This is a genomic window from Pseudomonas hefeiensis, from assembly GCF_030687835.1.
GTDB classification, from domain to species: domain Bacteria; phylum Pseudomonadota; class Gammaproteobacteria; order Pseudomonadales; family Pseudomonadaceae; genus Aquipseudomonas; species Aquipseudomonas hefeiensis.
In genome coordinates, this window is record NZ_CP117449.1 from 1,206,941 (window position 1) to 1,232,460 (window position 25,520).

Annotated in this window: 24 protein-coding genes; 11 read left to right on the forward strand and 13 right to left on the reverse strand. The window is 59.4% G+C overall.

All coding sequences use genetic code 11. The features are described from left to right. Nucleotides 1–18: 18 nt before the first annotated feature. From PSH57_RS05205 to PSH57_RS05225, 5 genes are all read right to left on the reverse strand, one after another. Nucleotides 19–1,503: an alginate export family protein gene (locus tag PSH57_RS05205; RefSeq protein ID WP_305390298.1), complete on the reverse strand. Its 1,485-nt coding sequence runs from the start codon at nt 1,501–1,503 to the stop codon at nt 19–21. A 5-nt stretch (nt 1,504–1,508) separates the two neighbouring features. Further along, the gene (gene algK / locus PSH57_RS05210) at nt 1,509–3,011 is read right to left on the reverse strand and encodes an alginate biosynthesis TPR repeat lipoprotein AlgK (RefSeq protein ID WP_422766072.1); all 1,503 of its coding nucleotides are present in this window, start codon (nt 3,009–3,011) and stop codon (nt 1,509–1,511) included. Between the two features lie 15 nt (nt 3,012–3,026). Continuing rightward, on the reverse strand, nt 3,027–4,196 hold the full coding sequence (locus PSH57_RS05215) for an alginate biosynthesis protein Alg44 (RefSeq protein ID WP_305388180.1): 1,170 nt from the start codon (nt 4,194–4,196) through the stop codon (nt 3,027–3,029). Between the two features lie 35 nt (nt 4,197–4,231). Next, nucleotides 4,232–5,713 carry a mannuronan synthase gene (gene alg8 / locus PSH57_RS05220; RefSeq protein WP_371913912.1) on the reverse strand — a complete coding sequence of 494 codons (1,482 nt, stop codon included), beginning with the start codon at nt 5,711–5,713 and terminating at the stop codon, nt 4,232–4,234. Nucleotides 5,714–5,814: 101 nt separating this feature from the next. Then, nucleotides 5,815–7,131 carry a nucleotide sugar dehydrogenase gene (locus tag PSH57_RS05225; RefSeq protein WP_305388181.1) on the reverse strand — a complete coding sequence of 439 codons (1,317 nt, stop codon included), beginning with the start codon at nt 7,129–7,131 and terminating at the stop codon, nt 5,815–5,817. A gap of 471 nt (nt 7,132–7,602) precedes the next feature. Here PSH57_RS05225 and PSH57_RS05230 point away from each other — a divergent pair, with 471 nt between their 5' ends. Continuing rightward, a complete protein-coding gene (locus PSH57_RS05230) occupies nt 7,603–7,863 on the forward strand; it encodes a hypothetical protein (protein WP_305388182.1) in 261 nt (86 codons plus the stop codon). A 77-nt stretch (nt 7,864–7,940) separates the two neighbouring features. Here the strand turns inward: PSH57_RS05230 and yaaA are convergent, their stop codons facing one another. Beyond that, nucleotides 7,941–8,720 (reverse strand): peroxide stress protein YaaA, encoded by a 780-nt coding sequence (gene yaaA, locus PSH57_RS05235; RefSeq protein WP_305388185.1) that lies wholly within the window; start codon nt 8,718–8,720, stop codon nt 7,941–7,943. Nucleotides 8,721–8,998: 278 nt separating this feature from the next. Between yaaA and PSH57_RS05240 the strand changes: the two genes are divergently transcribed. The 6 genes from PSH57_RS05240 (at nt 8,999) to PSH57_RS05265 (ending at nt 14,332) form a co-directional block, all read left to right on the forward strand. Beyond that, nucleotides 8,999–10,123 carry a polysaccharide deacetylase family protein gene (locus PSH57_RS05240; RefSeq protein ID WP_305388186.1) on the forward strand — a complete coding sequence of 375 codons (1,125 nt, stop codon included), beginning with the start codon at nt 8,999–9,001 and terminating at the stop codon, nt 10,121–10,123. Between the two features lie 336 nt (nt 10,124–10,459). After that, entirely contained in the window at nt 10,460–11,854 is a 1,395-nt protein-coding gene (locus PSH57_RS05245; RefSeq protein WP_305388188.1) for a PhoH family protein, read from the forward strand. Between the two features lie 261 nt (nt 11,855–12,115). Then, on the forward strand, nt 12,116–12,589 hold the full coding sequence (moaC, locus tag PSH57_RS05250) for a cyclic pyranopterin monophosphate synthase MoaC (RefSeq protein ID WP_305388190.1): 474 nt from the start codon (nt 12,116–12,118) through the stop codon (nt 12,587–12,589). Then, on the forward strand, nt 12,586–12,828 hold the full coding sequence (locus tag PSH57_RS05255) for a MoaD/ThiS family protein (protein WP_305388192.1): 243 nt from the start codon (nt 12,586–12,588) through the stop codon (nt 12,826–12,828). Before moaC ends, PSH57_RS05255 begins: the two co-directional genes overlap by 4 nt. Before the next feature lie 3 nt (nt 12,829–12,831). Further along, nucleotides 12,832–13,284: a molybdopterin synthase catalytic subunit MoaE gene (gene moaE, locus PSH57_RS05260; protein ID WP_305388193.1), complete on the forward strand. Its 453-nt coding sequence runs from the start codon at nt 12,832–12,834 to the stop codon at nt 13,282–13,284. A 271-nt stretch (nt 13,285–13,555) separates the two neighbouring features. After that, on the forward strand, nt 13,556–14,332 hold the full coding sequence (locus tag PSH57_RS05265) for an ABC transporter substrate-binding protein (protein WP_256230602.1): 777 nt from the start codon (nt 13,556–13,558) through the stop codon (nt 14,330–14,332). Between the two features lie 126 nt (nt 14,333–14,458). On the opposite strand, the gene PSH57_RS05270 is transcribed toward PSH57_RS05265, so the two are convergent. From PSH57_RS05270 to PSH57_RS05290, 5 genes are all read right to left on the reverse strand, one after another. Then, the gene (locus PSH57_RS05270) at nt 14,459–15,085 is read right to left on the reverse strand and encodes a helix-turn-helix transcriptional regulator (protein ID WP_305388198.1); all 627 of its coding nucleotides are present in this window, start codon (nt 15,083–15,085) and stop codon (nt 14,459–14,461) included. A gap of 88 nt (nt 15,086–15,173) precedes the next feature. Then, the gene (locus PSH57_RS05275; protein WP_305388200.1) at nt 15,174–16,301 is read right to left on the reverse strand and encodes an NAD(P)/FAD-dependent oxidoreductase; all 1,128 of its coding nucleotides are present in this window, start codon (nt 16,299–16,301) and stop codon (nt 15,174–15,176) included. A gap of 146 nt (nt 16,302–16,447) precedes the next feature. Then, nucleotides 16,448–17,398, reverse strand: a complete 951-nt coding sequence (locus PSH57_RS05280; RefSeq protein WP_305388203.1) for an ornithine cyclodeaminase family protein — start codon at nt 17,396–17,398, stop codon at nt 16,448–16,450. Nucleotides 17,399–17,523: 125 nt separating this feature from the next. Next, complete coding sequence (gene rhlB / locus PSH57_RS05285) at nt 17,524–18,987, reverse strand: ATP-dependent RNA helicase RhlB (protein ID WP_305388206.1); 1,464 nt, start codon at nt 18,985–18,987, stop codon at nt 17,524–17,526. A 98-nt stretch (nt 18,988–19,085) separates the two neighbouring features. After that, nucleotides 19,086–19,742, reverse strand: coding sequence for an alpha/beta hydrolase (locus PSH57_RS05290; protein ID WP_305388208.1), 657 nt, complete (start codon nt 19,740–19,742; stop codon nt 19,086–19,088). 472 nt (nt 19,743–20,214) lie between these two features. Here PSH57_RS05290 and PSH57_RS05295 point away from each other — a divergent pair, with 472 nt between their 5' ends. From PSH57_RS05295 to PSH57_RS05310, 4 genes are all read left to right on the forward strand, one after another. Further along, nucleotides 20,215–21,246 (forward strand): amino acid ABC transporter substrate-binding protein, encoded by a 1,032-nt coding sequence (locus PSH57_RS05295; RefSeq protein WP_305388210.1) that lies wholly within the window; start codon nt 20,215–20,217, stop codon nt 21,244–21,246. 65 nt (nt 21,247–21,311) lie between these two features. After that, nucleotides 21,312–22,493, forward strand: coding sequence for an amino acid ABC transporter permease (locus PSH57_RS05300; protein WP_305388212.1), 1,182 nt, complete (start codon nt 21,312–21,314; stop codon nt 22,491–22,493). A 10-nt stretch (nt 22,494–22,503) separates the two neighbouring features. Next, nucleotides 22,504–23,601, forward strand: coding sequence for an amino acid ABC transporter permease (locus PSH57_RS05305; RefSeq protein ID WP_256230592.1), 1,098 nt, complete (start codon nt 22,504–22,506; stop codon nt 23,599–23,601). A gap of 11 nt (nt 23,602–23,612) precedes the next feature. Further along, nucleotides 23,613–24,377: an amino acid ABC transporter ATP-binding protein gene (locus PSH57_RS05310; RefSeq protein WP_305388213.1), complete on the forward strand. Its 765-nt coding sequence runs from the start codon at nt 23,613–23,615 to the stop codon at nt 24,375–24,377. Nucleotides 24,378–24,435: 58 nt separating this feature from the next. Here the strand turns inward: PSH57_RS05310 and PSH57_RS05315 are convergent, their stop codons facing one another. Together PSH57_RS05315 and PSH57_RS05320 are read right to left on the reverse strand one after the other, a co-directional pair. Beyond that, nucleotides 24,436–24,924: a type II toxin-antitoxin system MqsA family antitoxin gene (locus PSH57_RS05315; protein ID WP_305388215.1), complete on the reverse strand. Its 489-nt coding sequence runs from the start codon at nt 24,922–24,924 to the stop codon at nt 24,436–24,438. Further along, nucleotides 24,921–25,232, reverse strand: coding sequence for a type II toxin-antitoxin system MqsR family toxin (locus PSH57_RS05320; protein ID WP_305388217.1), 312 nt, complete (start codon nt 25,230–25,232; stop codon nt 24,921–24,923). The genes PSH57_RS05315 and PSH57_RS05320 overlap by 4 nt, the downstream gene beginning before the upstream one ends. Nucleotides 25,233–25,520 lie beyond the last annotated feature (288 nt).

Sequence of the window (25,520 nt, forward strand, 5' to 3'; positions counted from 1 at the left end):
CTCCCATGGTCATTCGCATCAGAAGCGCCAGATCACGTCGACAAAGGCGCGATGCATGTATGAATCGACCTCTTTGCCGTAGGCGTCGCCTGGCTTGAACACGCCGCCACGAAAGCGCACCAGCGCCGACGGTTCGTCGATGGACTGGCTCAGCGCGGCCGGCAGCAGGCCTTGCTTGAAGTACTTGGTGACCACAAGGTCGACTTCCTGGCCCAGGTCCTTGTTACCGTCGCGCAGTGGCAGGGACGAGGTGGACAGGATCGCGCCGGTTACATCGTCGGTGTTGTTTTCCACCGCGTTGATGCCGTTACTGCCCACAGGCTTGTTGCCGTCCACGCGCCAGAACTTGTGGTACACCAGGCTTGCGTCGTACTCGTCGCGCAACTGCCAGGAACCGAACAGGCTGGCGCTCTGGGTGTTGGCCATTTCGCCCCGGAAGGCTTCACCAAAACGGTGGACGCGCGAACGGGTACCGGTGTAGTTGGCGCGGTTGCTTTGCAGACCGTTCTGTTCGTAGTCCTCGCTGGCGCGGGCATAGGCCGCACCGACTTGCCACTGCGGATCCAGGCGCAGACGGATGCCCAGGTCGGTGGCCCAGCCATCGACGTCGTCACTGCGCTTGAGTTGCGTGGGGCGCGTGCCGTCAGCGTTGAGCGGGTTGACGGTGTCGCGATCGCCAGTCATGCCGGTCAGGCTGGCCCAGTAGTTGACGGTGTTGGTATTCCGCCAGTTGTAGGCGTCACTGTTGGCCTCCAGGCCCAGCCAGGACAGGTCACCGTTCTGGGTCTTGTCCAGGGAGTCGGTGGCTTCGCCTGGAGTCGGGTAGTCGAGGCTGCCATTGTCGTGGGTGTGGTGGGCACGGATCCCGGCCCACTGGCCTGGCATCCACTGGTAGCCCACGTCGCCGTAGACGTGCAGGCGATCCTTGTCGTCAGGCGCCAGTTCCTTGAGGTCGGTGCGGTATTCGCTGAAACGCTCGGCGACACCCAGGTTGGCCCGTAACAAGGTGGTGTCGAAGGTCCAGTTCAAGGCTTCGATATTGGTGTCGCGCCATTGGCCGTCTTCGTTGCGCAGGCGTTGGCGACCGAACTTCAACTGCTCGCCCGGGTAAGGGGTCAGGCCCCGATAGCCAATCCAGAATTCGCGCATGGCCAGGTAGTTCTTCTTGACTTCGCGATCACCGCTGTCGGTTTGCGCGGTCGTGTCATCGGACTGCTGCAGGGTGTCGGTCTCGATGGTGTCGGTTGACGTCACGGCCTGGGCCATGGCGTAAGCGCTCCAGGCACCGCGCTCACCGTAGATCCATGGACGCAGGTCCAGACCGACACCGTTGACGTCGCCCCCACGCTGGGTGCCCAGGTCTCGATCGTCTTCGGACTGGCCGGTGATTTTTACGTCGAGGCCGAAGTTCTGGTCATCGGTCAGGGCCGCCAGGGTCGGACACGACCACAGCAGGGCGAACGTCAGGCCAATGCCGGCCTGCACAAAAGGATTGAGCTTCAAAGGCTTCATAGAGGTTCCTCGCCGTCATCTTCTTTTAGGGCTTGCAGTTCCAGCGTATCGGGGCTCATGGCGCCGCGAATGGCCTGCTCTTGTTGCAGCAGGCGCTGGGCTTGTGCAAGCTGGTTCGGCGGTAATTGGGTCTCGAGGGTCTGGGCAAGCTCGATGGCTTGCGGGGTGTTCTGGACCTTGGCCAATTGACTGAACACATAGGCATTGACCGGGTCGGGCTTGGTGCCCTTGCCTTGGGAGAACAACTGGGCAATGGCGAAGTCCGCGCTGTTCTGGCCGTTGCGGGCGGCCTTGAGCAGATGGTCCAGGGCTTTTTGCGAGTACACCTGGCCCAGGTAACCGCGGCGATAGATCTGGCCGAGGTAGTAATCGGCGGCCACTTCGCGGCCAACGGCTTTCTGGAAATGCGCTTCGGCGACCTTGGCGTCAGCCGGCACCCATTTGCCTTCGTAGTACAGCTTGCCCAGCAACAGATCGGCACGCGGCTGATCGGCGGCGCGGCCGTTTTCCAGGTACTGCATCATCTTGTCGACGTCACCCAGCTCGGGGAAATCATAGAGAATCTGCGCCAGGCTGACCCAGGCAGCGGGATAGCCGGGGGCGATGTCTTCGAGCAACGACTGGGCGGTTTTTTCGTCGGTCTTGCCCAGGCTCGCATCGGCCAGGACGCGGGCGACGCTGTCCACGCGCTGGGCAGACACGGTGCCACTCTGGTGACCGGCCTGCATGTGCTTGAGCAACTCGGCCTGCTGTTCTGGCTGGCCGCGTTTCTGATAGACCGTGGCCAGTTCGACGTAGCAGATGTCGGTGGTGGCCAACGCGGCCTTGCAGACTTTTTCCACTTCATCCAGATGCTGGTCGTAGGTGCCCTGGGTGCGATAGAGCAGAATCTGCGCCAGGCCCGCTTCCGGGTAGCCGGCACTGCGCCATTGGTTGATCTGCTGCTGAGCGTTCACGTTCGGAAAACTTTGAGGGTATTGCAGGTACAGCATCGCCAGCGGGATCAAGGTGTTGCCTTGGCCGTTGGCAAAGGCTTTCTTCAGCAACCCTTCGGCTTCGTGTTTTTCAGCTTCGGTGGAGCCGGGCTTGGCCACCAGCAGGCGACCCAGGCGAGCCTGAGCGCGCGGCGAAATATCGGCCGCGGCGCGGTAAGTCGCCTCGGCTTTTTTCATCTGCTCGGGATCGCGGCTGTTGACCTGAATATCGGCCAGGCCGACCTGGGCTTCGCTGTAACCCAGGTTGGCCAGTTGCTGATAGTTCTGCTGCGCCAGCGTCGTGTCACCGCGCTTGAGGGCTTCGTTGGCCAAGCGCTGGTCGGGCAGGCCGGCACAGCCGGCCAGGCTCACGGCCAGCGCCAGCGCACAGAATGCACGTGTGTGGGAGCGAGCCTGCTCGCGATGCAGGCCGCTCGGTGTACCAGACAGACCGCGTCGATCCCATCGCGAGCAGGCTCGCTCCCACAGGGAATGCGGTGCATTGTTGTTTTGTGGAGTGATCACGGGCATATCCTCGACTTAAATACCGACGGCCATGGCTTTGTCGATCAGCCAGTTCAGGTTCGGGCCTCGGTCGCTGGTGACTTCTACCGGCCGGCCAGCCAGCGAGCTGTCCAGGGGTTCGTCAGGCTGGATCAGTACACGGATATCAGAGGACAGGTCGGCACTTTTCAGGCTGGTGCTGCTGACGATCTTGCCGGTACGGATGGCATCTTCGCCGGCGACCTGGAAGCTGACCGGGGTGCCTGGGCGCACATCGCCGAACTGGCGATAGGAGAAGCGAGCCTCGACGTTGGCTTCGCTGTTACGCGGTACCAGTTGGAAGATCACGTCACCCTTGCTGGCGTACTGACCGTCGGACACCACTTGCTGGGCCACGATGCAGTCGCACGGCGAGGTCAGGGTGCCGGTCATTTGCTTGCCGAACAGTTCCTCGACCTTGGCCGGTTGCAGCTGGTTGTCGTCCAGATGGCCCTTGAGCACATCGAGCATGCTGGTGCTGAAGGTGGCCAGCGGGGCACCTTTGGCGGCCACGCCGTCGGCCTGGACCAGGCTCTGCACGGTGCCGTCGCGCGGCATGGTGATGGACATGCCGGTTACATTCACCAGGCCCGCCTGGGCGTGGCTGACGAAGTACATGCCGTACACCGACTTGAAGATGAAGCCGAACGCCGCCAGGCCGACGATAAAAATCGCCAGGCTGAAAGTCACGGCCCGCAGGCGGCCCAGGGCGGTCATGCCACCGTTGTCATCCTTCTGCTTGCGCGCCTTGGTGAAGTTGTCGCGTTGCAAGGTCGCCAGCACATCACCGACGCCAACGATGTCGCCGGCCAGGTGCGAGGTGATGATGTGACGCAGCGTCGAGATGTCCCGAGGCTCCAGATTCTGGAACTGGCAACCGGTACGACCGGTCTGGCGGTCGTAGGAGCGAACCTGCAGTTCAACGTCCATGGCCAGGCCAAGGTTGTCGATCACGAATTGCAGGCGACCCTTGTACGCTTCGCCCACCTTGAGCGGCATCTGGCCGGCGTTGAAGCACAGGCCTCCGGCGGACAGGTCCAGGACCTTGACTTCCATGGGTGTACGGTCGGGACCGAAGAAACGCAATTTGGCCGGGATTTTCACTCGGGCGTGTTGGCGCTGGGCTTCGGATTCATGCACTACGTTGACATTCACGGCGGTGTTCATAGGGGCGATTTCCTAGTTAATTCAGGCGAGTTCGGTCAGACCATCATCAGCAGCACGGCAACGAAAACGCTGCCGGCGGAGAAGGTCATGGTCCGAGACGACCAAGTGTTGAACCAACGTTGAAAGCTGGCGAGATCACGGGTCAGATGAGTGGGCTGGCGAGTCCAGGACTGTTGGTCGAGGCGGAAGAACACGTAGATCTTCACCAGCGCGCCAACGATCTGGTTGTAATAGAGAATCGCCGGGTAGGCCGGACCGATCCGGTGTCCGGAGCACGACAGCAACAGGGTCAAGAGCAACCGGGTGATGCCGATCCACAGCAGGTACACCAGGATGAACGCGGTGCCGTACTTGAAGCTGGCGATCAGCGCCACGGTCAGGCCCAGCAGGGAAGTCCACATCGACACACGCTGGTCGAACAGCACCACCGAGGTGAACAGGCCCAGACGCTTCATGCCCAGGCCCAGTGCCCGGGAGTTCTGCCGCAGGTTGTTGCCATACCAGCGGAACATCAGCTTGCGACTGGCCTTGATGAAGCTTTTTTCCGGCGGGTGCTCGACGGTATTGATCGCAGCATCAGGTACGTAGAACGTGTCGTAGCCCAGGCGCATCAGGCTGAACCAGCTCGACTTGTCGTCGCCGGTGAGAAACTTGAAGCGGCCCAGGCGCCAGTGTTGCAGCGAATCGCTTTCCACGTCAGCGATGAAGTCCGGGTTGGTGACCACGGTGGCGCGGAACACCGACATGCGGCCGGTCATGGTCAGCACGCGCTTGGACAGGGCCATGGAGCACATGTTGATGTGGCGCTGGGCGAAACGCAGTTTGTGCCATTCGCTCATGATGTAGCCGCCGCGCACTTCGCAGAACTCGTTGGTGGTCAGGCCGCCGACGTTACCGAACAGCTGGAACCACGGCACGGTCTTGCGCACCACGCCTTCGGCGAGCACGGTATCGCCATCAATCACGGCGACCACGGCACGGTCGTCCGGCAAGTGGCGAGAGATGGCGCGGAAACCGAAGGCCAGGCCGTCACGTTTGCCGGTACCAGGAATGCGCACGAAGTCCAGCTTGACGTGCTCTGGCGGGTTCATGCGGGCCCAAAGGCTCTTGACCAGCAGTTCGTCGGACATTTCCACGATGGAGCAGACCACAGTGGTCGGCAGCCCGCAGTCGATGGCTTCGCGGATTACCGAGCTGTAGACCTGGGCGGTGGTCAGCGCGTCGATCCGGAAGCTGGTGACCATCAGGTACACGTGGGACGGATCCGCGGCCTTGCCCAGCTTGCGTACCTTGCGGCGCAGATGCGGGTAGACGATGTACAGAAAGATCATGCCGCGCACGAAATGCGTCGCTCCCATGGAGTAACGCCAGATGCCCACGGCGCCGATCAGGAAAATGAAATCCTTGGATTCGGAGTCGAACGTGGACGTGGGCAACGCCATGGCGATGCCCATCAATAAACTCAAGTAAAACAGCCAACCGGCGGCCTGAAGCAGGCCGTGCTTTAGCCTGTGCATAATCTGCATCCGTCTCTATCTCGGGCGGGCCTTGTGGGCGGCCCGATGGGTTAAGGCAGGCGAAAGGCCGGCCGGGGCCTTGCCCCGGCCGGCAAACAGACTTACCAGCAGATGCCTTCGGTCCGGCCACTCGGGTTGGTGGCCTTGGACATGAAGCCAACCAGGTCGATGACCTGCTTGCCTTCCGGTACGTTCTCGGTCAGCGCTCGGAACTTCTCGTCGCGGTTGCCCAGGATGATGATGTCGGAGCTGTCGATCACCGAGTCGAAGTCGGAGTTGAGCAAGGACGAGACGTGAGGGATCTTCGACTCGATGTAATCCTTGTTCGCACCGTGGACGCGGGCGTATTCGACGTTGCTGTCGTAGATTTTCAGGTCGAAGCCCTTGCCGATCAGCATTTCCGCCAGCTCAACCAGCGGGCTTTCACGCAGGTCATCGGTGCCGGCCTTGAAGCTCAGGCCCAGCAGGGCGACTTTGCGCTTGTCGTGGCTGGAAACGATGTCGAAGGCGTTCTGCACTTGGGATTCGTTGCTGCGCATCAGCGAGTTGAGCAGCGGCGCTTCCACGTCCAGGGAACTGGCGCGGTAGGTCAGGGCGCGAACGTCCTTGGGCAGGCACGAACCACCGAAAGCGAAGCCTGGGCGCATGTAGTACTGGGACAGGTTCAGGGTCTTGTCCTGGCAGACCACATCCATCACTTCACGGCCATCGACGCCGACAGCCTTGGCGATGTTGCCGATCTCGTTGGCGAAGGTCACCTTGGTGGCGTGCCAGACGTTGCAGGTGTACTTGATCATCTCGGCGACAGCGATGTCCTTGCGGATGATCGGCGCATCGAGCTCTTCGTACAGCGATTGCAGAACGTCACCCGAGGCTTTATCGAACTCGCCAATGACGGTCATCGGAGGCAGGTCGTAGTCCTTGATCGCGGTGCTTTCACGCAGGAACTCAGGGTTGACCGCGACGCCGAAATCGACACCGGCTTTCTTGCCGGAGCAGTCTTCCAGAATCGGGATGACCACATTTGCCACGGTGCCTGGCAGTACGGTGCTGCGAACCACGATGGTGTGGCGGGTGGTCTTGTCACGCAGGACAAAACCGATCTCGCGGCACACCGCTTCGATGTAGTTCAGTTCCAGATCGCCGTTCTTTTTACTCGGTGTACCGACGCAAATCATCGACAGGTCAGTATCCCGAATTGCTTCGGCGAAGTTGGTGGTGCCGCGCAGGCGACCTGTTTCAATACCTTGCGCCAACAGCTCGCCAAGACCGGGTTCAACGATCGGCGATTTACCGGCGTTGATCATGTCGATTTTGTCTTTGGCGACATCTACGCCAACGACATCATGGCCCCGTGCAGACAGGCAACCGGCACATACTGCACCGACGTAACCCAAACCAAATATGCTAATGCGCATCGCATTTACCTCTGTTTTTCACGCCACTAAATGGCCGGAGTTAATAGTGTTCAGCGGTCATAGTGCACTCGGAAGTGTGGAATGCAGGCGCCACAATGCCGTGTGCAGGCATACTAAGTTCCGAGTGTCTAAATAAGTGCACTCAAGTTGTGCGCAATGTGGCCTAGTTGTTATGACCTGCCCTGTTATGCAGCCAGTCCTCGTTTTCGGGAACGCTCGTGCAAAGGTCTTTCACCTCTGATCCCTGGCAAAAAGCCCACAAAATCAGAAGCTTGTGTGCTCGGGTGAGCACGTTATAGGGGCGCAGCCTTGGCCTTGTAGGGGATACTAATGGTGCGTTATCTCCCGTCCTTATAGGGTGGATCCAATGAGACGACCGTTTCGCTAAGTTGTCGTGACAACTTGATTACTTCGATCGACGTCCCGCGTAAGTTATCTCGTACAACCACGGCGAGAATCGTTACGGGTGGTATGAGCCGTGCATTTGGACATAGTTCCGATCCGCTCATCGCCATTTTCGAAATTTTTCGAAATATTATGAAAGATGGCACTGACCTCATCATGATGGCACTTGCTCGATTGACCTTTATTAACGGGGAGTTAAGCGGGGTAGATGTTTTTGTGCCACTACCCAATAAAAAATCTGGTGCCACTACGCAAAAAACTGACGTGTGTCGAGTGAAACAAAAGTTAGCGCAGGGGAGGGTCGATTTATTGGCGTCATGGAACTGACGAAGAGGGTGGGGAAGTTAGATGACGCGTTCGGGTTTGATCAAGGCCCCCAATCAGGGGGCAATGGAAGTTGTGCTTTATTCGGGGGCATGGTCTCGCAGGAAAACCAGCTTGTCCGGGCTCGACTGTGATGCACTGAAACGGTAGCCCTGGACATCGAACTGTTTGAGCGCAGCCGGGTCGTTGATGCGTTCCTGAATCACGAAGCGACTCATCAGGCCGCGGGCTTTCTTGGCGTAGAAACTGATGATTTTGTACTGGCCGTTCTTCAGGTCCTTGAACTCGGTATCAATGACGCGCGCCTTGAGGGCGCTGCGTTTGACCGCTGAGAAGTATTCATTGGAGGCCAGGTTCAACAGTATGTCGTCGCCCTGGTCGGCCAGCGCTTCGTTCAGCCACTCACTGATCCGGGTGCCCCAGAACGCATAAAGGTCCTTGCCCCGGGCATTGGCCAGCTTCGTGCCCATCTCCAGGCGATAGGGTTGCATCAGGTCCAATGGGCGCAGCAAGCCATAAAGCCCGGAGAGCATGCGCAGGTGCTCCTGGGCATAGTCGAAATCGGCTTCGGCAAAGCTTTGCGCATCAAGACCGGTGTACACATCACCCTTGAAGGCCAGCAGAGCCTGTTTGGCATTGGCCGGGGTGAACGCCGGGGTCCAACTGCCGAACCGTGCGGCATTGAGGCCGCCGATCTTGTCGGAAACGTGCATCAATTCGCTGATCTGTGCCGGAGAGAGTTCGCGCAATTGCTCGATCAATTCCTGGGAATGATCCAGGTATTGCGGCTGGGTAAAACGCTCAGTGGCCGGCGCAGTTTCGTAATCGAGGGTCTTGGCGGGGGAAATCACCATCAGCATGCAATCGTCTCCTTCAAAGGTGCGGCGATTCTAGGGGGTTGTCCGGGTGGACTCCAGCTATTGGGGTGATAGGTGATGGATGGGCGAGTATTGACGGGCATTTGTGGCGAGGGCGCGCGCGAGCAAAGCTTACTCGCGATAGCGGCAACTCGATTTCTGAAGGAGCGCGTCGCTGCTATCGTGGGCAAGCCTTGCTCCCACAAAGTCCTCTGACCACAAGGGTATTACGCCAGGATCGGCTATGATGCGGCGCGGGTTTCGTTATGGAGACATCCCTTTTGCGTATCGCTCTTCTATTGTCGGCCTGGCTCCTGAGTTTCGCGGCCACTGCCGCGCCCAGCGACATCGCCACGCTGGACCGCAGCACCTGGCCAGAGCAGCTCTCCAGCCCGACGCTGTTCGACGTGGCCTCGCGAGCCGAGATCCTGATGTTTGCCCGGGTCTTGCTGGACACCGATGCCATGGACGAAATCGCCCTCAAACAACACCTGGGGCTGCGCACAATCAACATGGCGGCGATCGACACACTGCGCGCGCGGTTGTGGCAGCGACTGCTGAGCAGCTACAACTTCGCCCAGCAAAGTTGCGACCAGGATGCTTCGTTCTGTTTTCTGGTGGAAGACCTGGCGACCCTGCGCGAAGAGGCGGGCAGGCTCTCGCTCGATGAAAACTCCTATTACATCAAGTGGGCCGAGCCGAGCCGGATCTTCCACACCCAATACCTGGACGAACTGCTGCGCAAGGCCGCGCTGTTTCCGCAAACCAGCAGCGAAATCGCGCGTTTCGGTGATTACGAGCGCAACGGTGATGATCTGAACGACCGGCTGTTTCTGCTGACCTTCGACAGCGCTGCCAACATCACCCCGGACAATACCCCATGGCTGGCTGAGTACCTGCGCAAGTCCAATATGAACGGCACCTTCTTCGTGCTGGGCAAGGACATCCAGGCGCGGCTCGCAGAGCGCTCGGTCAACAACCTCCAGGCCTTGTATTCGAGGCAATGCGTGGGTGTCCAGGGTTGGGAGTTCCGCTCCCACAGCCATTGGCAGGACTGGCAGGACTCGGTACGGCGCAGCGTCGATCTGGTCAAGGGCAAGCTGCCGGAAAACTACGCGCCGCTGTTCCGCCCGCCCCAGGGCCAGCGGCGTGGCGATGCCGGCGCATTTTTTCGCAACCAGGGCCTGCAAGTGGCGCTCTGGGATATCGATCCCCAGGACAGCGCCGGCCGGCTCAAACCCGAGCAAAGCGCCCAGCGCACACTGACCCTGATGCTGTTGTGGCGCCACGGCGTGATCAATTTCAACGTCAAGCAGGATGCAGTGAAAACGGCGCTACCCTGGCTCATTACGCAAACGGCGCAAAGCGGGATCGGCTGGGAAGATTGTCGGGCCGCGTTTCGCTGATTTGGCCAAAGGCCCGGAAACACGGGGGGAGGAGGAAAAAACGGCGCACTTTCATGACGACCGGACTTCCGACTTTAACGGCGCAACGGCGCAACGCCAAGGGTTATTCGTCACTCTGAAAAATAAACTTCAAAAAAGCGTCAAAGTGCTTTTTCCTGTCATGTGTTTTGGAGTATCAAGAAGTCAGACCGCCGAAACCTGCAACACAGGTGGCGTCTTCCAAGACCCAGTTGTGTGCAGTTCACCTCAAGCCCTTGCGGGTGAGTTCGGTGGCTACCTCGAGGCGCAGCACTGTCACGGTATTGCGTCGAATGGCCCCCAAAAAGGTGACCGAGTATGGATGACCACGGACGTAGCCCTTTCTCCAACCAGCCAATCCTGTATGTACTCGATACCAACGTATTGATCCACGATCCAAACGCACTCCTGAACTTCGAAGAACACCATGTTGCCATCCCGATGACCGTGCTCGAGGAGCTGGACAAGCTCAAGAGCGGGCATCACAGTGTCGCCGCCGAGTGCCGGCAGGCGATCCGCCTGATCGACAAGACCCTGGGAGACGCGTCGCCTGAGGACGTTGAGCTGGGTGTGCCGATCCAGCGTGGCAAAAGTGGTCCAAAAGGCCTGCTCTCGATCCTGATGAGCAAGCGCACCGAACCCAACCTGGTGCTGCCCGAACACCTGAACGACAACATCATCATCAACCAGTTGATCGACCTGCATGCGCGCAACCAGGATCAGGCCGTGGTGCTGGTGACCAAAGACATCAACATGCGTCTCAAAGCCCGCGCCTGCGGGATCGCGGCGGAGGACTACAGCACCGACCAATTGGTCGACGATGTGTCGCTGCTGCCCAACGGCTATCACACCATGACCGGCTCTTTCTGGGACCGGGTGAGCAAGGTCGAGACCCGTCAGGACCATGGTCGCACCTGGCACCAGGTGCAGTTGATCGACAATCTGCCGGCGGTGCACATCAATGAGTTCATCATCGACGAACAGGGTTTTGTCGGCTGGATCAAGGAAATCCAGGCCGATAAGCTGCTGATTCTCGATCTGCACCAGGAACCCCTGCTGCATCAGGAGGCCTGGGGGCTCAAACCGCGGGATATCTACCAGAGCCTGGCCCTGTTCGCCTTGCTCGACCCGGATATCCACCTGGTCAACCTGTCCGGCGCCGCCGGTTCCGGCAAGACCATCCTGGCCCTGGCCGCCGCGATCGAACAAACCATGGTCAGCAAGCGCTATCGGCGCATCATCGCCACCCGTAGCGTGCAGGGCCTGGACCAGGAAATCGGCTTTTTGCCCGGCACCGAAGCGGAAAAAATGGAGCCTTGGCTGGGCGCCATTACCGACAACCTCGAAGCCTTGCACATGGATGACGAAAGCACCCATGGCAGCGTCGACTACATCCTCAGCAAAGTGCCGTTGCAGTTCAAATCCCTCAACTACATTCGCGGCCGCAGCTTCCAGCAGAGCCTGATCCTGATCGACGAATGCCAGAACCTCACCCCGCACCAGATGAAAACCATCATCACCCGTGCTGGTGCCGGTTCCAAAGTGGTGTGCCTGGGCAACCTGGCACAGATCGACACCCCTTACCTGTCCGCGACCAGTTCCGGGCTGACCTACCTGACCGAACGCTTCAAAGACTTCCCCAACGGGGTCCACATCACCTTGCAGGGCGTACCGCGCTCGATTCTGGCCGAATACGCCGAATCTCACCTGTAACTGACCATCAGAACCGGGCGACCTCAAGGTCGCCCGGTTTTTTATGACCGTACGAAAACCCCTGTGGGAGCGAGCCTGCTCGCGATGGCGGTGTATCAGATAAAAATTAGGTATCTGATCCACCGCCATCGCGAGCAGGCTCGCTCCCACAAGGGGATTTGCGGTGACTGGGCAATTGCGCTCGCCACAGGTGCGACAATCAAACGTGCCGGAATCTGACTCACAGGTTTACAATCGATACTCCCGATCAGGAGTAACCCTGTGCTGACTCATCTCGATTCCCAAGGTCGCGCCAACATGGTCGACGTGACCGACAAGGCCGTGACGTTCCGTGAGGCCACGGCCGAAGCCTTTGTGCGCATGCTGCCCGAAACGCTGCAGATGATCGTCAGCGGCGGTCACCCCAAAGGCGATGTGTTCGCCGTTGCACGCATTGCCGGCATTCAGGCGGCGAAAAAAACCAGTGATCTGATTCCGCTCTGCCATCCGCTGATGCTCACCAGCGTCAAGGTCGAGCTCAATGCCGAAGGCGAGGATCGGGTGCGCATTGTTGCCCGTTGCAAACTGTCCGGACAGACCGGGGTGGAGATGGAAGCGCTCACCGCTGCCAGCGTCGCCGCGCTGACGATCTACGACATGTGCAAGGCCGTGGACCGGGGCATGATCATTGACGGCGTGCGGGTGTTGGAGAAACTCGGCGGCAAGAGCGGTCACTTTCAGGCGGATGCGCCATGAACATTACTGTGAAGTTTTTTGCGCGTTATCGCGAAGCGTTGGGCGTTGACTCGCAGAAGGTCGAGGGCAATTTCTCCACGGTGGACGATGTGCGGATATTGTTGGCCGCGCGTGAAGGTTTCGATGTATTGAAAGAACCAAACCTGATGTGCGCCCGCAACGAAGACCTGTGCCAGCTCGATGAGCCGCTGGTCGACGGCGACGAAGTCGCATTCTTTCCCACCGTGACCGGAGGCTGAACCATGGCGATTCGTGTGCAGGCCGATCCGTTCGACGCAGGGGGCGAAGTCAACGCGATGCACGCGGCCAATGTCGGTGTGGGGGCGGTGGTGAGTTTTGTCGGCTACGTGCGTGATTTCAATGATGGCCTGGATGTGTCCGGAATGTTCCTGGAGCACTACCCGGGCATGACCGAAAAAGCCTTGGGCAAGATCGCCGCCGAGGCCGAGCAGCGCTGGCCGTTGCTCAAGCTGGAAGTTCTGCACCGCATCGGCGCCCTGGAGCCGGGCGAACCGATCGTCTTCGTGGCGGCCGCCAGTGCCCATCGCCAGGCAGCATTCGAGGCCTGCGCCTTTGTCATGGACTACCTCAAGACCCGTGCGCCGTTCTGGAAAAAGGAAAACACTGTGGATGGCCCGCGTTGGGTCGAGGGGCGCGACAGCGATCATGCGGCGGCGGGGCGCTGGAAGCAGTAGGTAGCCTGTTAGTCATTTGGAGGCTGTGAATCCGCCTTCGCGAGCAAGCCCGCTCCCACAGGGGACCTGCGTCGAGCACAAATACTGTGTACGACATAGATTCCTGTGGGAGCGGGCTTGCTCGCGAAGGGGCCATCAGCCTCCCATCACTTTCCCGATTTCCCCAATTGACGATATGTACATTAAAGTCCAGTATGGATTTATAAGTACATAAAGTCCGTCGTTTCACCTTTCTCTGCCAAAACCAACAACAACCCGCGAGAGATCGATCATGAAAAAACTCCCCCTCATCACCGGCCTGGCCTTGAGCCTGCTGGCCTCCAGTAGCCTGTTCGCCGCCGAGAAAACCTTGCGCATCGGCATCGAAGCGGCCTATCCACCGTTTGCTTCCAAGACCTCCGAAGGGAAGATCGAGGGTTTCGACTACGACATCGGCAATGCGCTGTGCGCGCAGATGAAGGTCAAGTGCCAGTGGATCGAAAGCGAGTTTGACGGGCTGATTCCGTCGCTCAAGGTGAAGAAAATCGACATGGCGCTGTCGTCCATGACCATCACCGAAGAACGCAAGAAGTCGGTGGATTTTACTCACAAGTATTACTTCACCTCGTCGCGGCTGGTCATGAAGGAAGGCGCGGTGGTCGATGACCAGTACGCCAGTCTCAAAGGCAAGACCGTGGGCGTGCAGCGGGCGACCACCACCGACCGCTTCGCTACGGAGGTGTTCGAACCCAAAGGCGTGACGGTCAAGCGCTACAGCAACAACGAAGAAATCTACATGGACCTGGCCTCCGGTCGCCTGGACGCGATATTCGCCGACACCATCCCACTGGACGACTTCCTGTCTATGCCTCGAGGCAAAGGCTACGCGTTCGTCGGACCGGAGCTCAAGGACCCGAAATACGTCGGTGAAGGCGCGGGTATCGCGGTGCGCAAGGGCAATACCGAACTGGTGGCTGACTTGAACAAGGCCATCGATGGGATTCGGGCCAATGGTGAGTATCAGAAGATTCAGGCCAAGTATTTCAAGTCGGATATATATGGCGACTGAAACATCGCCTTCGCGAGCAAGCCCGCTCCCACATTGGATCTCATTGGACACAGATATTGTATTGAACACAGATCCCTTGTGGGAGCGGGCTTGCTCGCGAAGGCGTCAGACCGGGCAATACAAACCTCAGTCCTTCAACTCCTTCAAATGCTTGTAAACCGTCGCCCGCCCCATGTTCAGCACATTGGCCACATAGTTGGAGGCGCTTTTGCCCTTGAAGGCGCCTTCGGCGTGCAGCGCCAGCACCAGTTCGCGTTTATGGTCGCGGGTCAGCAGGTTCAGGCTCAACTGACGCTCGCGCATCCAGGCGTGGAGGAACGTGTTGATCCGCTCCTGCCAGTCATCGCGAAACAGTGAGTCCGGCTGCGGGATCAACTTGCCCGGCGACAGGAACAGGTCCAGCGCGGCCTTGGCGTTCTCGAACAGCGAAATATTCAGATTGATGCACAGCACCGCCAGCGGGCGCCCCCCGGCATCGCGCAGTACGCTGCTGAGGCTGCGGATCTTTTGCCCGTCCCAATTCAGTTTCTCGTAGGGCCCGATGTTCCGTTCGCTGACGTCCTCGCTGAGCATGTCTTCCAGGGACGAGTCATCACCCATCACACGTTTGGATAGATTATTGGCGATGTAATCGACTTTCTGCGTGCGCAGGTCGTGCAGCACTACCTCGGCGTGAGGGTAGAACAGCGTGGCGATAGCGTCGGCGATGGTGCGAAAATTATCCAGTGTCGGGTCGGGTTGCGGCGCGTTCATGACAGGGCTCCAGGCAGCGTCGGCGCCCCGTGAAGCAGGGGCGCGGGGGAGTGTGCCGCAATCGTGGCGATGCGTCACCTGAGTGGGGTCAACCCAGGCGTGTCGGTGACAGCAGGGTGGTGTTCAGGCCGAAACGGGTCAGGGTCTCGGGCAATGGCTCGCCACGTACCAGGGCCGCGCTGGCCTGCCCCATGGCCGGGGAGGTCTGGATGCCGTAGCCGCCTTGGGCTGCGACCCAGAACAACCCCGGTACCTGGGGATCGAAACCGGACAAGAGGTCGCCGTCGTGGACGAAACTGCGCAGCCCGGCCCAGGTGCGGGTCGGACGGCGGATGGTCAGGGTGGTGGCTTCTTCAATCTGGTAGATGCCCATGGCAATGTCCAGTTCTTCAGGCTGTACATCGTGAGGTTCCACCGGATCGGCATTCGCCGGCGAGCCGAGGAACATGCCGGCGTCGGGCTTCATATAGAACGATTCGTCGAGGCTCACCAGCATCGGCCAGTCATGAATGTCCACACCCTCGGGCCCGGCAAAAATGAATGCCGCCCGCCGTTTGGGTTGCAGGCCCAGCTTGCGCGCGCCTGCCATTTCGCCAATGTGATCGGCCCAGGCGCCGGCAGCGTTGATCAGCACCGGAGCGCTGAAGGTCTGGCCGGCGGTTGCTACCTGCCACATCCCCTGAGCGTCGCGGCTCAGGCCCAGCACCTCTGTGTCGGTGTGCAACTGGCCGCCGTTGCGCCGGATACCGCGCAGGTAGCCTTGGTGCAGCGCGTCGGTGTCGATGTCACAAGCCGTGGGGTCGTAGATCGCACCGTGCACCTTGTCCCGTCGCAGAATAGGCAGCCGCACACAGGCCTTTTCGGCGCTGAGTAGTTGCATCTGCGGCACTGTGGCCTTGGCGCTGAGGTACTGATTGTTCAACTCGGCCGGATCGCCGGTGAAATCCACGGTCATTTCGCCCCGAGGGGTGAGCAGCGGGTGTTCGCAGAAACCGGCCGGCGGGGTGTCGAAGAAGTCACGGCTGGCCTGGGTCAGCGCCCGCACTTGGGGCGTGCCATAGGCCGCGGTGTACAGCGCCGCCGAACGCCCGGTGGAGTGGTAGCCCGGATGGGATTCGCGCTCGAGCACAATGACCCGACCGTGGGGCGCCAGCCAGTAACCGGTGGAAGCACCGGCGATGCCACCGCCGATGATGATGAAGTCTGGTGAGGTCATGAAGCTCTCCTGTGGAGCGCGGTGCCGGGCGTTCGCGGAACCTGTGGGAGCGGGCTTGCTCGCGAAGGCGGCAGCACATTCAACATTGATGTGGCAGACACACCGCTTTCGCGAGCAAGCCCGCTCCCACAGGGAATCGAGTTGTGTCAGTGGTGGTGCAACCAGTAAAGCGCATTCGCCAGCGCAACGTCTTCCAGCCCCAGGCCGATAGAGCGGAAAAACACATGGCGTTCATAGCTGGGACGCGCCACATGTTCGCTGAGCAATTCAGGCAAATCCCCAACCAGGCGTGACGCGTCCCAACCGTGCTGTTCAGCGGCAATCAGCATTTCCCCGGCCGAACCGGGGGTGGTCTGACGATAGTCACAGAACACGTCCATGTTGTTGAGGCTCTGGGGTGACACTTCATGGGCGCGCGGAGCATTGGTGCTGATGGAGGTAATCAGGGTCGGTTTGGTCAGCGTCCGCGGGTCAAGCACCGCCTTAGCGGACGAGGTGCAGAGCATCACCACATCGGCGTCGTGCAGCGCCGCTTCAAGGCTGGCAGCGATTTGCAGGCGCGGATCCAGAGCGGTAATCAAAGCAAGCTCTTGCGGCGATTTATCCTGCAAACTGGGCGAGTAGAGGCTGATGCTTTGCCAGTCCCGCAGACCCTTGACGTACTGCACGTGGGCCCTTGCTACTGAGCCGCTGCCGATGACCGCCAGGCGCTGGGCCTGGAACGGGGCAAGGGCATCCACCGCAACAGCGGTGGTGGCTGCGGTGCGGGCGGTTGTCAGCTCTGTGGCATCGCACAGCAGCAGTGGTTGGCCGGTCTGCATCGACATCAGCAACGTCCAGGCGGTTACCAATGGACCTTGCTCGCGCACGATATACGGCGAGGTCTTGACCCCGTAGACCTGATCTTCAGCCAGCACGCCCAGGTAGTTGATGAAATCCCCGGCGCCCTGGGGAAACGCCACAAGTTGCTGGGCCGGTTGGACGGCCTGTCCGGCGGCAAGGTCGTGGAATAGCTTGCGTAAAATCTGCGGTACGTCGACTTGCCCGAGCAGCTCTCGGGCCTGGGCTTGGTTCATCACATAAGGCGCGCTGGGCATCGGGACTCCGAAATGCTTGATGTAAACTATTTTGTCTATTATGGACTTTTAGTTTGATCGAGCAATATGCCGGACAAAAAAAAGCGCAGCCACTTGAGGCTGCGCTTTCTGGTTTGTAGCGTCGGTTAAGGGCGTTTGCGCTCAACCGGACGAAGCAGATGGGTTGGCGGGGTTTCGCAACTGATCTTTTTCCCCAGCAGCGCCTCGATGGACGGTAACTGATAGGAGTCGTCCTCCCCGGCAAAGCTGATGGACACGCCCTCGGCACCTGCGCGACCAGTGCGCCCGATCCGGTGCACATAGTCGTCCGGCACTTCCGGCAGGGTGAAGTTGATCACGTGGCTGATCCCGTCGATATGAATTCCGCGCCCGGCCACATCGGTGGCTACCAGCACCCGGATCTTGCCTTCGCGAAAGCCTTCCAGCGTCTTGATGCGTTTGTGTTGCGGCACGTCGCCCGACAACTGGGCGGCGTTAACGCCATCGCGCACCAGGCGCTCCTCGATACGACGGACTTCATCCTTGCGGTTGGCGAACACCATCACGCGCTCCCAACCGTTGTCGTTGACCAGGTTGTAGAGCAGCTTGTACTTGTCGGCACCGGCTACGGCGTAGATGTGCTGTTCGACATTTTCGCTGGCGACGTTCAGCGCCTCGATCTCGACGATGGACGGGTCAGTGGTCCATTGTTTGGCCAGGTTCATCACGTCTTCGGTGAAGGTGGCGGAAAACAGCAAGGTCTGTCGTTCGCTTTTCGGCGGGGTCTGGCGAATGATCTGGCGCACTTGCGGGATGAAGCCCATGTCGAGCATGCGGTCGGCTTCGTCCAGCACCATCACCTCGACCATGTCCAGATGCACATCGCCGCGCTGGTTGAAGTCCAGCAGGCGTCCCGGCGTTGCCACCAGAATGTCGCAGTGACGGGCTTCGAGGTGCTTGAGTTGCTTGTCGAAGTCCATGCCGCCGACGAACGTCATGACGTTCAGCCCGGTGTACTTGGTCAGGTCGGCGGCGTCCTTGGCGATCTGCACCACCAGCTCGCGGGTCGGTGCGATGATCAGCGCTCGCGGCTCGCCCATGTAGCGTTCTTTGGGCGGCGGGGTCTGTAGCAACTGGGTGATGATGGAAATCAGGAACGCGGCGGTCTTGCCGGTGCCGGTCTGGGCGCGGCCGATGGCATCTTTACCGGCGAGGGTGAACCCCAGCACCTGAGCCTGGATCGGCGTGCAGTACGGGAAGCCCAGGTCCTGGATGGCATGCATCAGTTCAGGGGCGAGTTTGAAGTCGTGGAAGCGGGTCTTGCCTTCCTGGGGTTCTACGACGAAATCCTCGAGCTTCCAGGCGACGACGGGCGGTTTTGGTGCGCGCTCGCGGCGTGGTTTGGGGGCTTCGTTGCGTGGCTGTTCCGGGGTGGGAGCGACAGGCGCGGTGGCCGCGTCTTTTTCTGTGTTCGCAACAGGCGTTGTCCGCTGCGGCTTTTTTTGCACCTCGGCACGGCTCGGGCTGTGGGCAGGTGCGCTGGGGCCAGGCACGAGCTGCTCGACCTCGCTTTTACCGAACATCTTCTTGAGTGCTTTGAGCACGGTCATCTCATCGATTGGTTAAGGAATGTACGCCGGCCAGTGTAATGCAAGAAACGGACGCGGCGTAGTGTGATCGTCAAGGGGTTGACATGCCCCATGCCCGCTTAGCGCAACTGCTCGCTCAGCCAGGTGCCGATGTCGCGAATCTCTTCAGGTAACACTTCGTGCCCCATTGGGTATTCCTGCCATGTCACGGTGACACCATGCTGTTTTAAATACTCTTTCGCGGTCCGCCCCATAGGGTTGAGTACCACTTCGTCGTATTGACCGTGCAGTGCCAGTACCGGAATGCGTTGCTGGCTGGCCGACAATTGCAGTTCTTCGCTGAAAGTCGGTGCATAAGTGGACAGCGCGACCACACCGCCCAAGGGGCCCTGCCATTTCACGAATGCGGTGTGATAGACCACCGCGCCGCCTTGGGAAAAACCCGCCAGGAAAATTCGCGAGGCGTCTATTCCGAGGGCTCGCTGCGCTTCGAGCAGGTCGATGACCCGCTGCGCCGACACTTCGAGCTGCTGCTCGTCGATGGCTCGCGCGGGGCTCAGGGCACGGATGTCGTACCAACTGGGCATGGCGTAGCCGCCGTTGATGGTCACCGGCTGGGTCGGTGCTTGAGGCAGAACGAAACGTGTCGTGAGCAGGCTTTGCTGCAGCATTTCGGCCACTGGCAGGAAGTCGTAGCGATCGGCGCCCAGGCCGTGGAGCCAGATGACGCACGCGTCGGCGGTGCCGCTGGGCTCGAGAATCAAGGGGTCGGTCATGGTGTGCTCCAAATCTGTGCGGGCGCGCTCAATCAGTGCGTTATTACAGTGCGGGCCCGGTGCCTCAGTTAATTAGATGTCGCAATGTTAAAAGTTTTTGTCTTGACGTGTCACATAAGGGGCAAGCGCAGCGGTGTGGTACGGCGTTTGCTTTGAGGTAGCTTGAGTGATGATTCTTACGCTGCGCGGTAACACTATCAGCTTGACGCGACGCATGGGATATCAGAAATCCGGTGATGGATGTTCGCCAATAGCCGCTACGGGCTTCGCGAACGTGAAGGGCTACAGCCCGTTCGGCCGATTGGTGAGAGATGAGTTGGCGCCCTGTTTAGGGGCATTCTCATTATTAGACTCATAGCGAAGGTCCAGACGTCGGTTGACCCTAAAAAAAGCCAACAAGGGTCGGCAATGCCTCATAAGGGTGCGACAGGACTCGAGCTCCGACACAACAAGAGCAAAACTGGAGGTTTGAATGAAGTTACTGAAATCCACCCTGGCAGTCGTGACTGCAGCAGCAGTGCTCGGTGTCAGCGGGTTCGCTCAGGCGGGTGCAACCCTGGATGCCGTACAAAAGAAAGGCTTTGTGCAATGCGGTGTGAGCGATGGCCTGCCGGGTTTCTCGGTGCCTGATGCCTCCGGCAAGATCCTCGGTATCGACGCTGATTTCTGTCGCGCAGTGGCTGCTGCCGTATTCGGCGACGCGAACAAGGTGAAATTCAGTCAATTGAACGCCAAGGAGCGTTTCACCGCGCTGCAGTCCGGCGAAATTGACATCCTGTCGCGCAACACCACCATGACCAGCTCTCGTGACGCGGGCATGGGCCTGATTTTCCCAGGCTTCATTACCTACTACGATGGCATCGGCTTCCTGGTAAACAGCAAGCTGGGCGTCAAGAGCGCCAAGGAACTGGACGGTGCAACCATCTGCATCCAGGCCGGTACCACCACCGAGCTGAACGTTTCCGACTACTTCCGTGGCAACGGTCTGAAGTACACCCCGATCACCTTCGATACCTCCGATGAAAGCGCCAAGTCGCTGGAATCCGGTCGTTGCGACGTGCTGACCTCCGACAAGTCCCAGCTGTTCGCCCAGCGCAGCAAGCTGGCCGCACCGAAGGACTACGTGGTTCTGCCGGAAACCATCTCCAAGGAGCCATTGGGTCCGGTCGTGCGTAATGGCGACGAAGAGTGGGCGAAAGTCGTGCGCTGGACTGGCTACGCCATGCTCAACGCTGAAGAAGCCGGCATCACTTCGAAGAACGTTGAAGCTGAAGCCAAATCCACCAAGAACCCGGACGTCGCCCGTATGCTCGGTGCTGACGGTGAATACGGTAAAGACCTGAAGCTGCCCAAAGACTGGGTTGTCCAGATCGTCAAACAAGTCGGTAACTACGGTGAAGTGTTCGAGCGCAACCTCGGCAAAGGCACCCCGCTGGAAATCGATCGCGGCATGAACGCGCTGTGGACCAACGGCGGCATTCAATACGCACCACCAGTGCGCTGATGGTTCTATCACCCGGTGGGCCAACCACCGGGTGATGTTCTGTTCCATTCTTTGCGGGGCACTTCATGCAAAATTCAATCGGCGCACCTAAGCAGAGGCTTAGCCTCAGCGATCCACGAGTGCGTGCCTGGGTATTTCAGATCGTCACCATTGTGGCGGTGGTTTCACTGGGCTGGTTTCTGTTCGATAACACGCAAACCAACCTTGAGCACCGGGGCATCACCTCCGGGTTCAGCTTTCTGGAGCGCAGTGCCGGGTTCGGCATCGCTCAAACCCTGATCGACTACACCGAAGCGGACAGCTATGCCCGCGTCTTCGTCATCGGGTTGCTCAACACTCTGCTGGTGACATTCATCGGCGTGATCCTGGCGACGATTCTCGGTTTCATTGTCGGCGTGGCCCGACTGTCGAAAAACTGGATCATCGCTAAAGTGGCAACGGTGTATGTGGAGGTTTTCCGTAACATCCCGCCATTGCTGCAGATCCTGTTCTGGTACTTCGCGGTGTTCCTGACCATGCCGGGGCCGCGCGCCGCCCATAACTTCGGCGACACCTTCTTTGTCAGCAGCCGGGGCCTGAACATGCCGGCCGCGCTGGTGGCGGACGGGTTCTGGCCATTCGTGATCAGCGTCGTGCTGGCGATTGTCGCCATCGTGCTGATGACCCGCTGGGCCAATAAGCGTTTCGAAGCCACGGGCGAGCCATTCCACAAATTCTGGGTGGGCCTGGCGTTGTTCCTGGTGATCCCGGCGCTGTGCGCCCTGGTCTTCGGCGCCCCTGTGCACTGGGAAATGCCGGAACTCAAGGGCTTCAACTTCGTCGGTGGCTGGGTACTGATTCCCGAATTGCTGGCATTGACGTTGGCACTGACGGTGTACACCGCGGCGTTCATCGCCGAGATCGTGCGTTCGGGCATCAAGTCGGTCAGCCACGGCCAGTCCGAAGCGGCTCATTCCCTGGGCCTGCGCAACGGTCCGACCCTGCGCAAGGTGATTATCCCGCAAGCCCTGCGTGTGATCATCCCGCCGCTGACCAGCCAATACCTGAACCTGGCGAAAAACTCCTCGCTGGCGGCCGGTATCGGTTATCCGGAAATGGTTTCGCTGTTTGCCGGTACGGTGCTGAACCAGACCGGGCAGGCGATCGAAGTTATTGCCATCACCATGAGCGTGTACCTGGCGATCAGTATCAGCATTTCCCTGCTGATGAACTGGTACAACAAGCGCATTGCGCTGATCGAGCGGTGAGGAAAAGCGCATGACATCCCATACTTTCAAACCTGATATGCCGCCACCGAGCAAAGTGTTCGGGCCGGTGGCATGGATGCGTGCGAACATGTTCTCCAGCTGGCTCAACACCTTGCTGACACTGTTCGCGTTCTACCTGATTTACCTCGTGGTTCCCCCGATCATCAGTTGGGCGATCCTGGATGCCAACTGGGTCGGCACCACCCAGGCTGACTGCACCAAGGAGGGCGCCTGCTGGGTGTTCATCCAGCAGCGCTTTGGCCAGTTCATGTACGGCTACTACCCGGCGGACCTGCGCTGGCGCGTGGACCTGACTGTGTGGCTGGCGGTCATCGGCGTGGCACCGTTGTTCATCTCGCGCTTTCCGCGCAAGGCGGTCTACGGCCTGAGCTTCCTGGTGCTGTATCCGATCATCGCCTGGTGCCTGCTGCACGGTGGCGTGTTCGGTCTGGCCACCGTGTCGACCAGCCAATGGGGCGGCCTGATGCTGACCCTGGTCATCGCCACCGTCGGTATTGCCGGGGCTTTGCCGCTGGGCATCGTGCTGGCTTTGGGCCGACGCTCGAACATGCCGGCGATCCGCGTGGTCTGCGTGACCTTCATCGAGTTCTGGCGTGGCGTGCCGTTGATCACGGTGTTGTTCATGTCCTCGGTGATGCTGCCGCTGTTCCTGCCTGAAGGCATGAACTTCGACAAACTGCTGCGGGCACTGATCGGCGTGATCCTGTTCCAGTCGGCCTACGTGGCTGAAGTGGTGCGTGGTGGCCTGCAAGCCATTCCCAAAGGTCAGTACGAAGCGGCCGCGGCGATGGGCCTGGGCTACTGGCGCAGCATGGGCCTGGTGATTTTGCCGCAAGCCCTGAAGATGGTGATCCCGGGTATCGTCAACACCTTCATCGCGTTGTTCAAGGACACCAGCCTGGTAATCATCATCGGCCTGTTCGATCTGCTCAACAGCGTGAAACAAGCTGCCGCCGACCCGAAATGGCTGGGCATGGCCACCGAAGGCTATGTGTTCGCCGCCTTGGTGTTCTGGATTTTCTGTTTTGGTATGTCCCGCTATTCCATGCATTTGGAACGCAAGCTGGACACTGGCCACAAGCGTTAGGAGCGTAGTTTATGAGTGAAGCGATCAAACAGCCTGTGAGCCCTGAAGGCATAATTCAGATGCAGGGCGTGAACAAGTGGTACGGCCAGTTCCACGTGTTGAAAGACATCAACCTGAACGTCCAGCAGGGCGAGCGTATCGTGTTGTGCGGCCCGTCGGGTTCCGGCAAGTCCACCACCATCCGCTGCCTCAACCGCCTGGAAGAGCACCAGCAGGGCCGCATCGTGGTTGATGGCGTGGAACTGACCAACGACCTCAAGCAGATCGAAGCGATCCGCCGTGAAGTCGGTATGGTATTCCAGCACTTCAACCTGTTCCCGCACCTGACCATCCTGCAGAACTGCACCCTGGCGCCGATGTGGGTACGCAAGATGCCCAAGCGCAAGGCCGAGGAAATCGCCATGCATTACCTGGAACGCGTGCGCATTCCAGAGCAGGCGCACAAATACCCGGGCCAGCTCTCCGGCGGTCAGCAGCAGCGTGTGGCCATCGCCCGTGCCCTGTGCATGAAACCGAAAATCATGTTGTTCGACGAACCGACTTCGGCGCTCGACCCGGAAATGGTGAAAGAGGTTCTGGACACCATGATCGGTCTGGCCGAAGACGGCATGACCATGCTTTGCGTGACCCACGAAATGGGCTTTGCCCGCACCGTGGCCAACCGCGTAATCTTCATGGACAAGGGTGAAATCGTCGAACAGGCCGAGCCGAACGACTTCTTCGACAACCCGCAGAACGACCGCACCAAGCTGTTCCTGAGCCAGATTCTGCATTGATCCGGCCTTAGGCATTGAAATAGACCCGGACTTGTCCGGGTTTATTTTTTCCTGGTATTCAGGGTGTCAGAACGGTTTCCTGTTCCGGATGGCGGATAGCCAACAACTGCTTCAAATCAGTGCCCTCGCTCAGTGCGTGTACCTCAGCCATCAGATGGGGGTGACGATCAAGCAGACGCATCAACATGAACAATGGTTGCGGTGGGGCGATTTCGCCACGCTCGTAACGGGAAAAGGCGTTGTGTCCGCCGCCAGACAGCAGCTTCACCGCGTCCTTTTGTGTGAGGTGCAGTTTACGGCGGATGCGTTTCATCTCTGCCCCCATCGCCTGGGAGCAATCTTCGAGCAACTGATCGCTCACGCGGGAGTAACGTTGCGCGCTGTCGGTGTCGTGATCAAATTCGATTTCCCCACAGACCCGGCACTCCCACCCGGCGATGTCGTGCACCTGCCGTGCTACCTGCTTGTAGTCGATGGTAAAGCTACGGCCCTCAAAGTGTTGCATTGCGTCTTGAGTACCGCAGTTGACACATTGCTGCGTTTTCATTGGTCTTTCTCCTTGAAGGAGACTACCGGATGCCCACCGCCGGGGCGGTAGGTCACCTTGATGTAAATCTCCCGATCCTGAAATGTTGTGTGATAAACGTCCTGCCAGACTCGATGATCGGCATAGGTCGTCATCGATTTGTGCAGCATCCGGCACTCCAGCGAGGCAATGATTCGCAGCATCCGGGCAGTGCTTAACAACATTCTTCGAGCGCCTTGCTGAGCGCTCATTGTGAATGGCTTGCTTCCCAGCCTGAGGACTTCTGCCTTGACCACTGTCAGGTCGTAGTGGGGTGTGCTCTTTTCCATAGAACTGTGTGCCTTGTCCTTGAAATTACCCTTAAAGGGTAATTTTGACTAATCGAAAATTTCGCTCCTTTTCCCTCGCATTGACCTTAGGCGGTTGCCGTCCTACAAGAAGCTGACTAATCTGTCAGAAAATTCAACCAGCACTGCCAACCCCTGCGCTTTGCGAACGCTATCGTCATTCTCCAGCGTCCCCGGCGCGCAGTTGCGCCAGAGTCTCAACCTCGTCCTCAACCGGAGTTCGATCTGCACGTCGAATCGTCGACGCTGTCGAACAACAGGTTTGGCAAT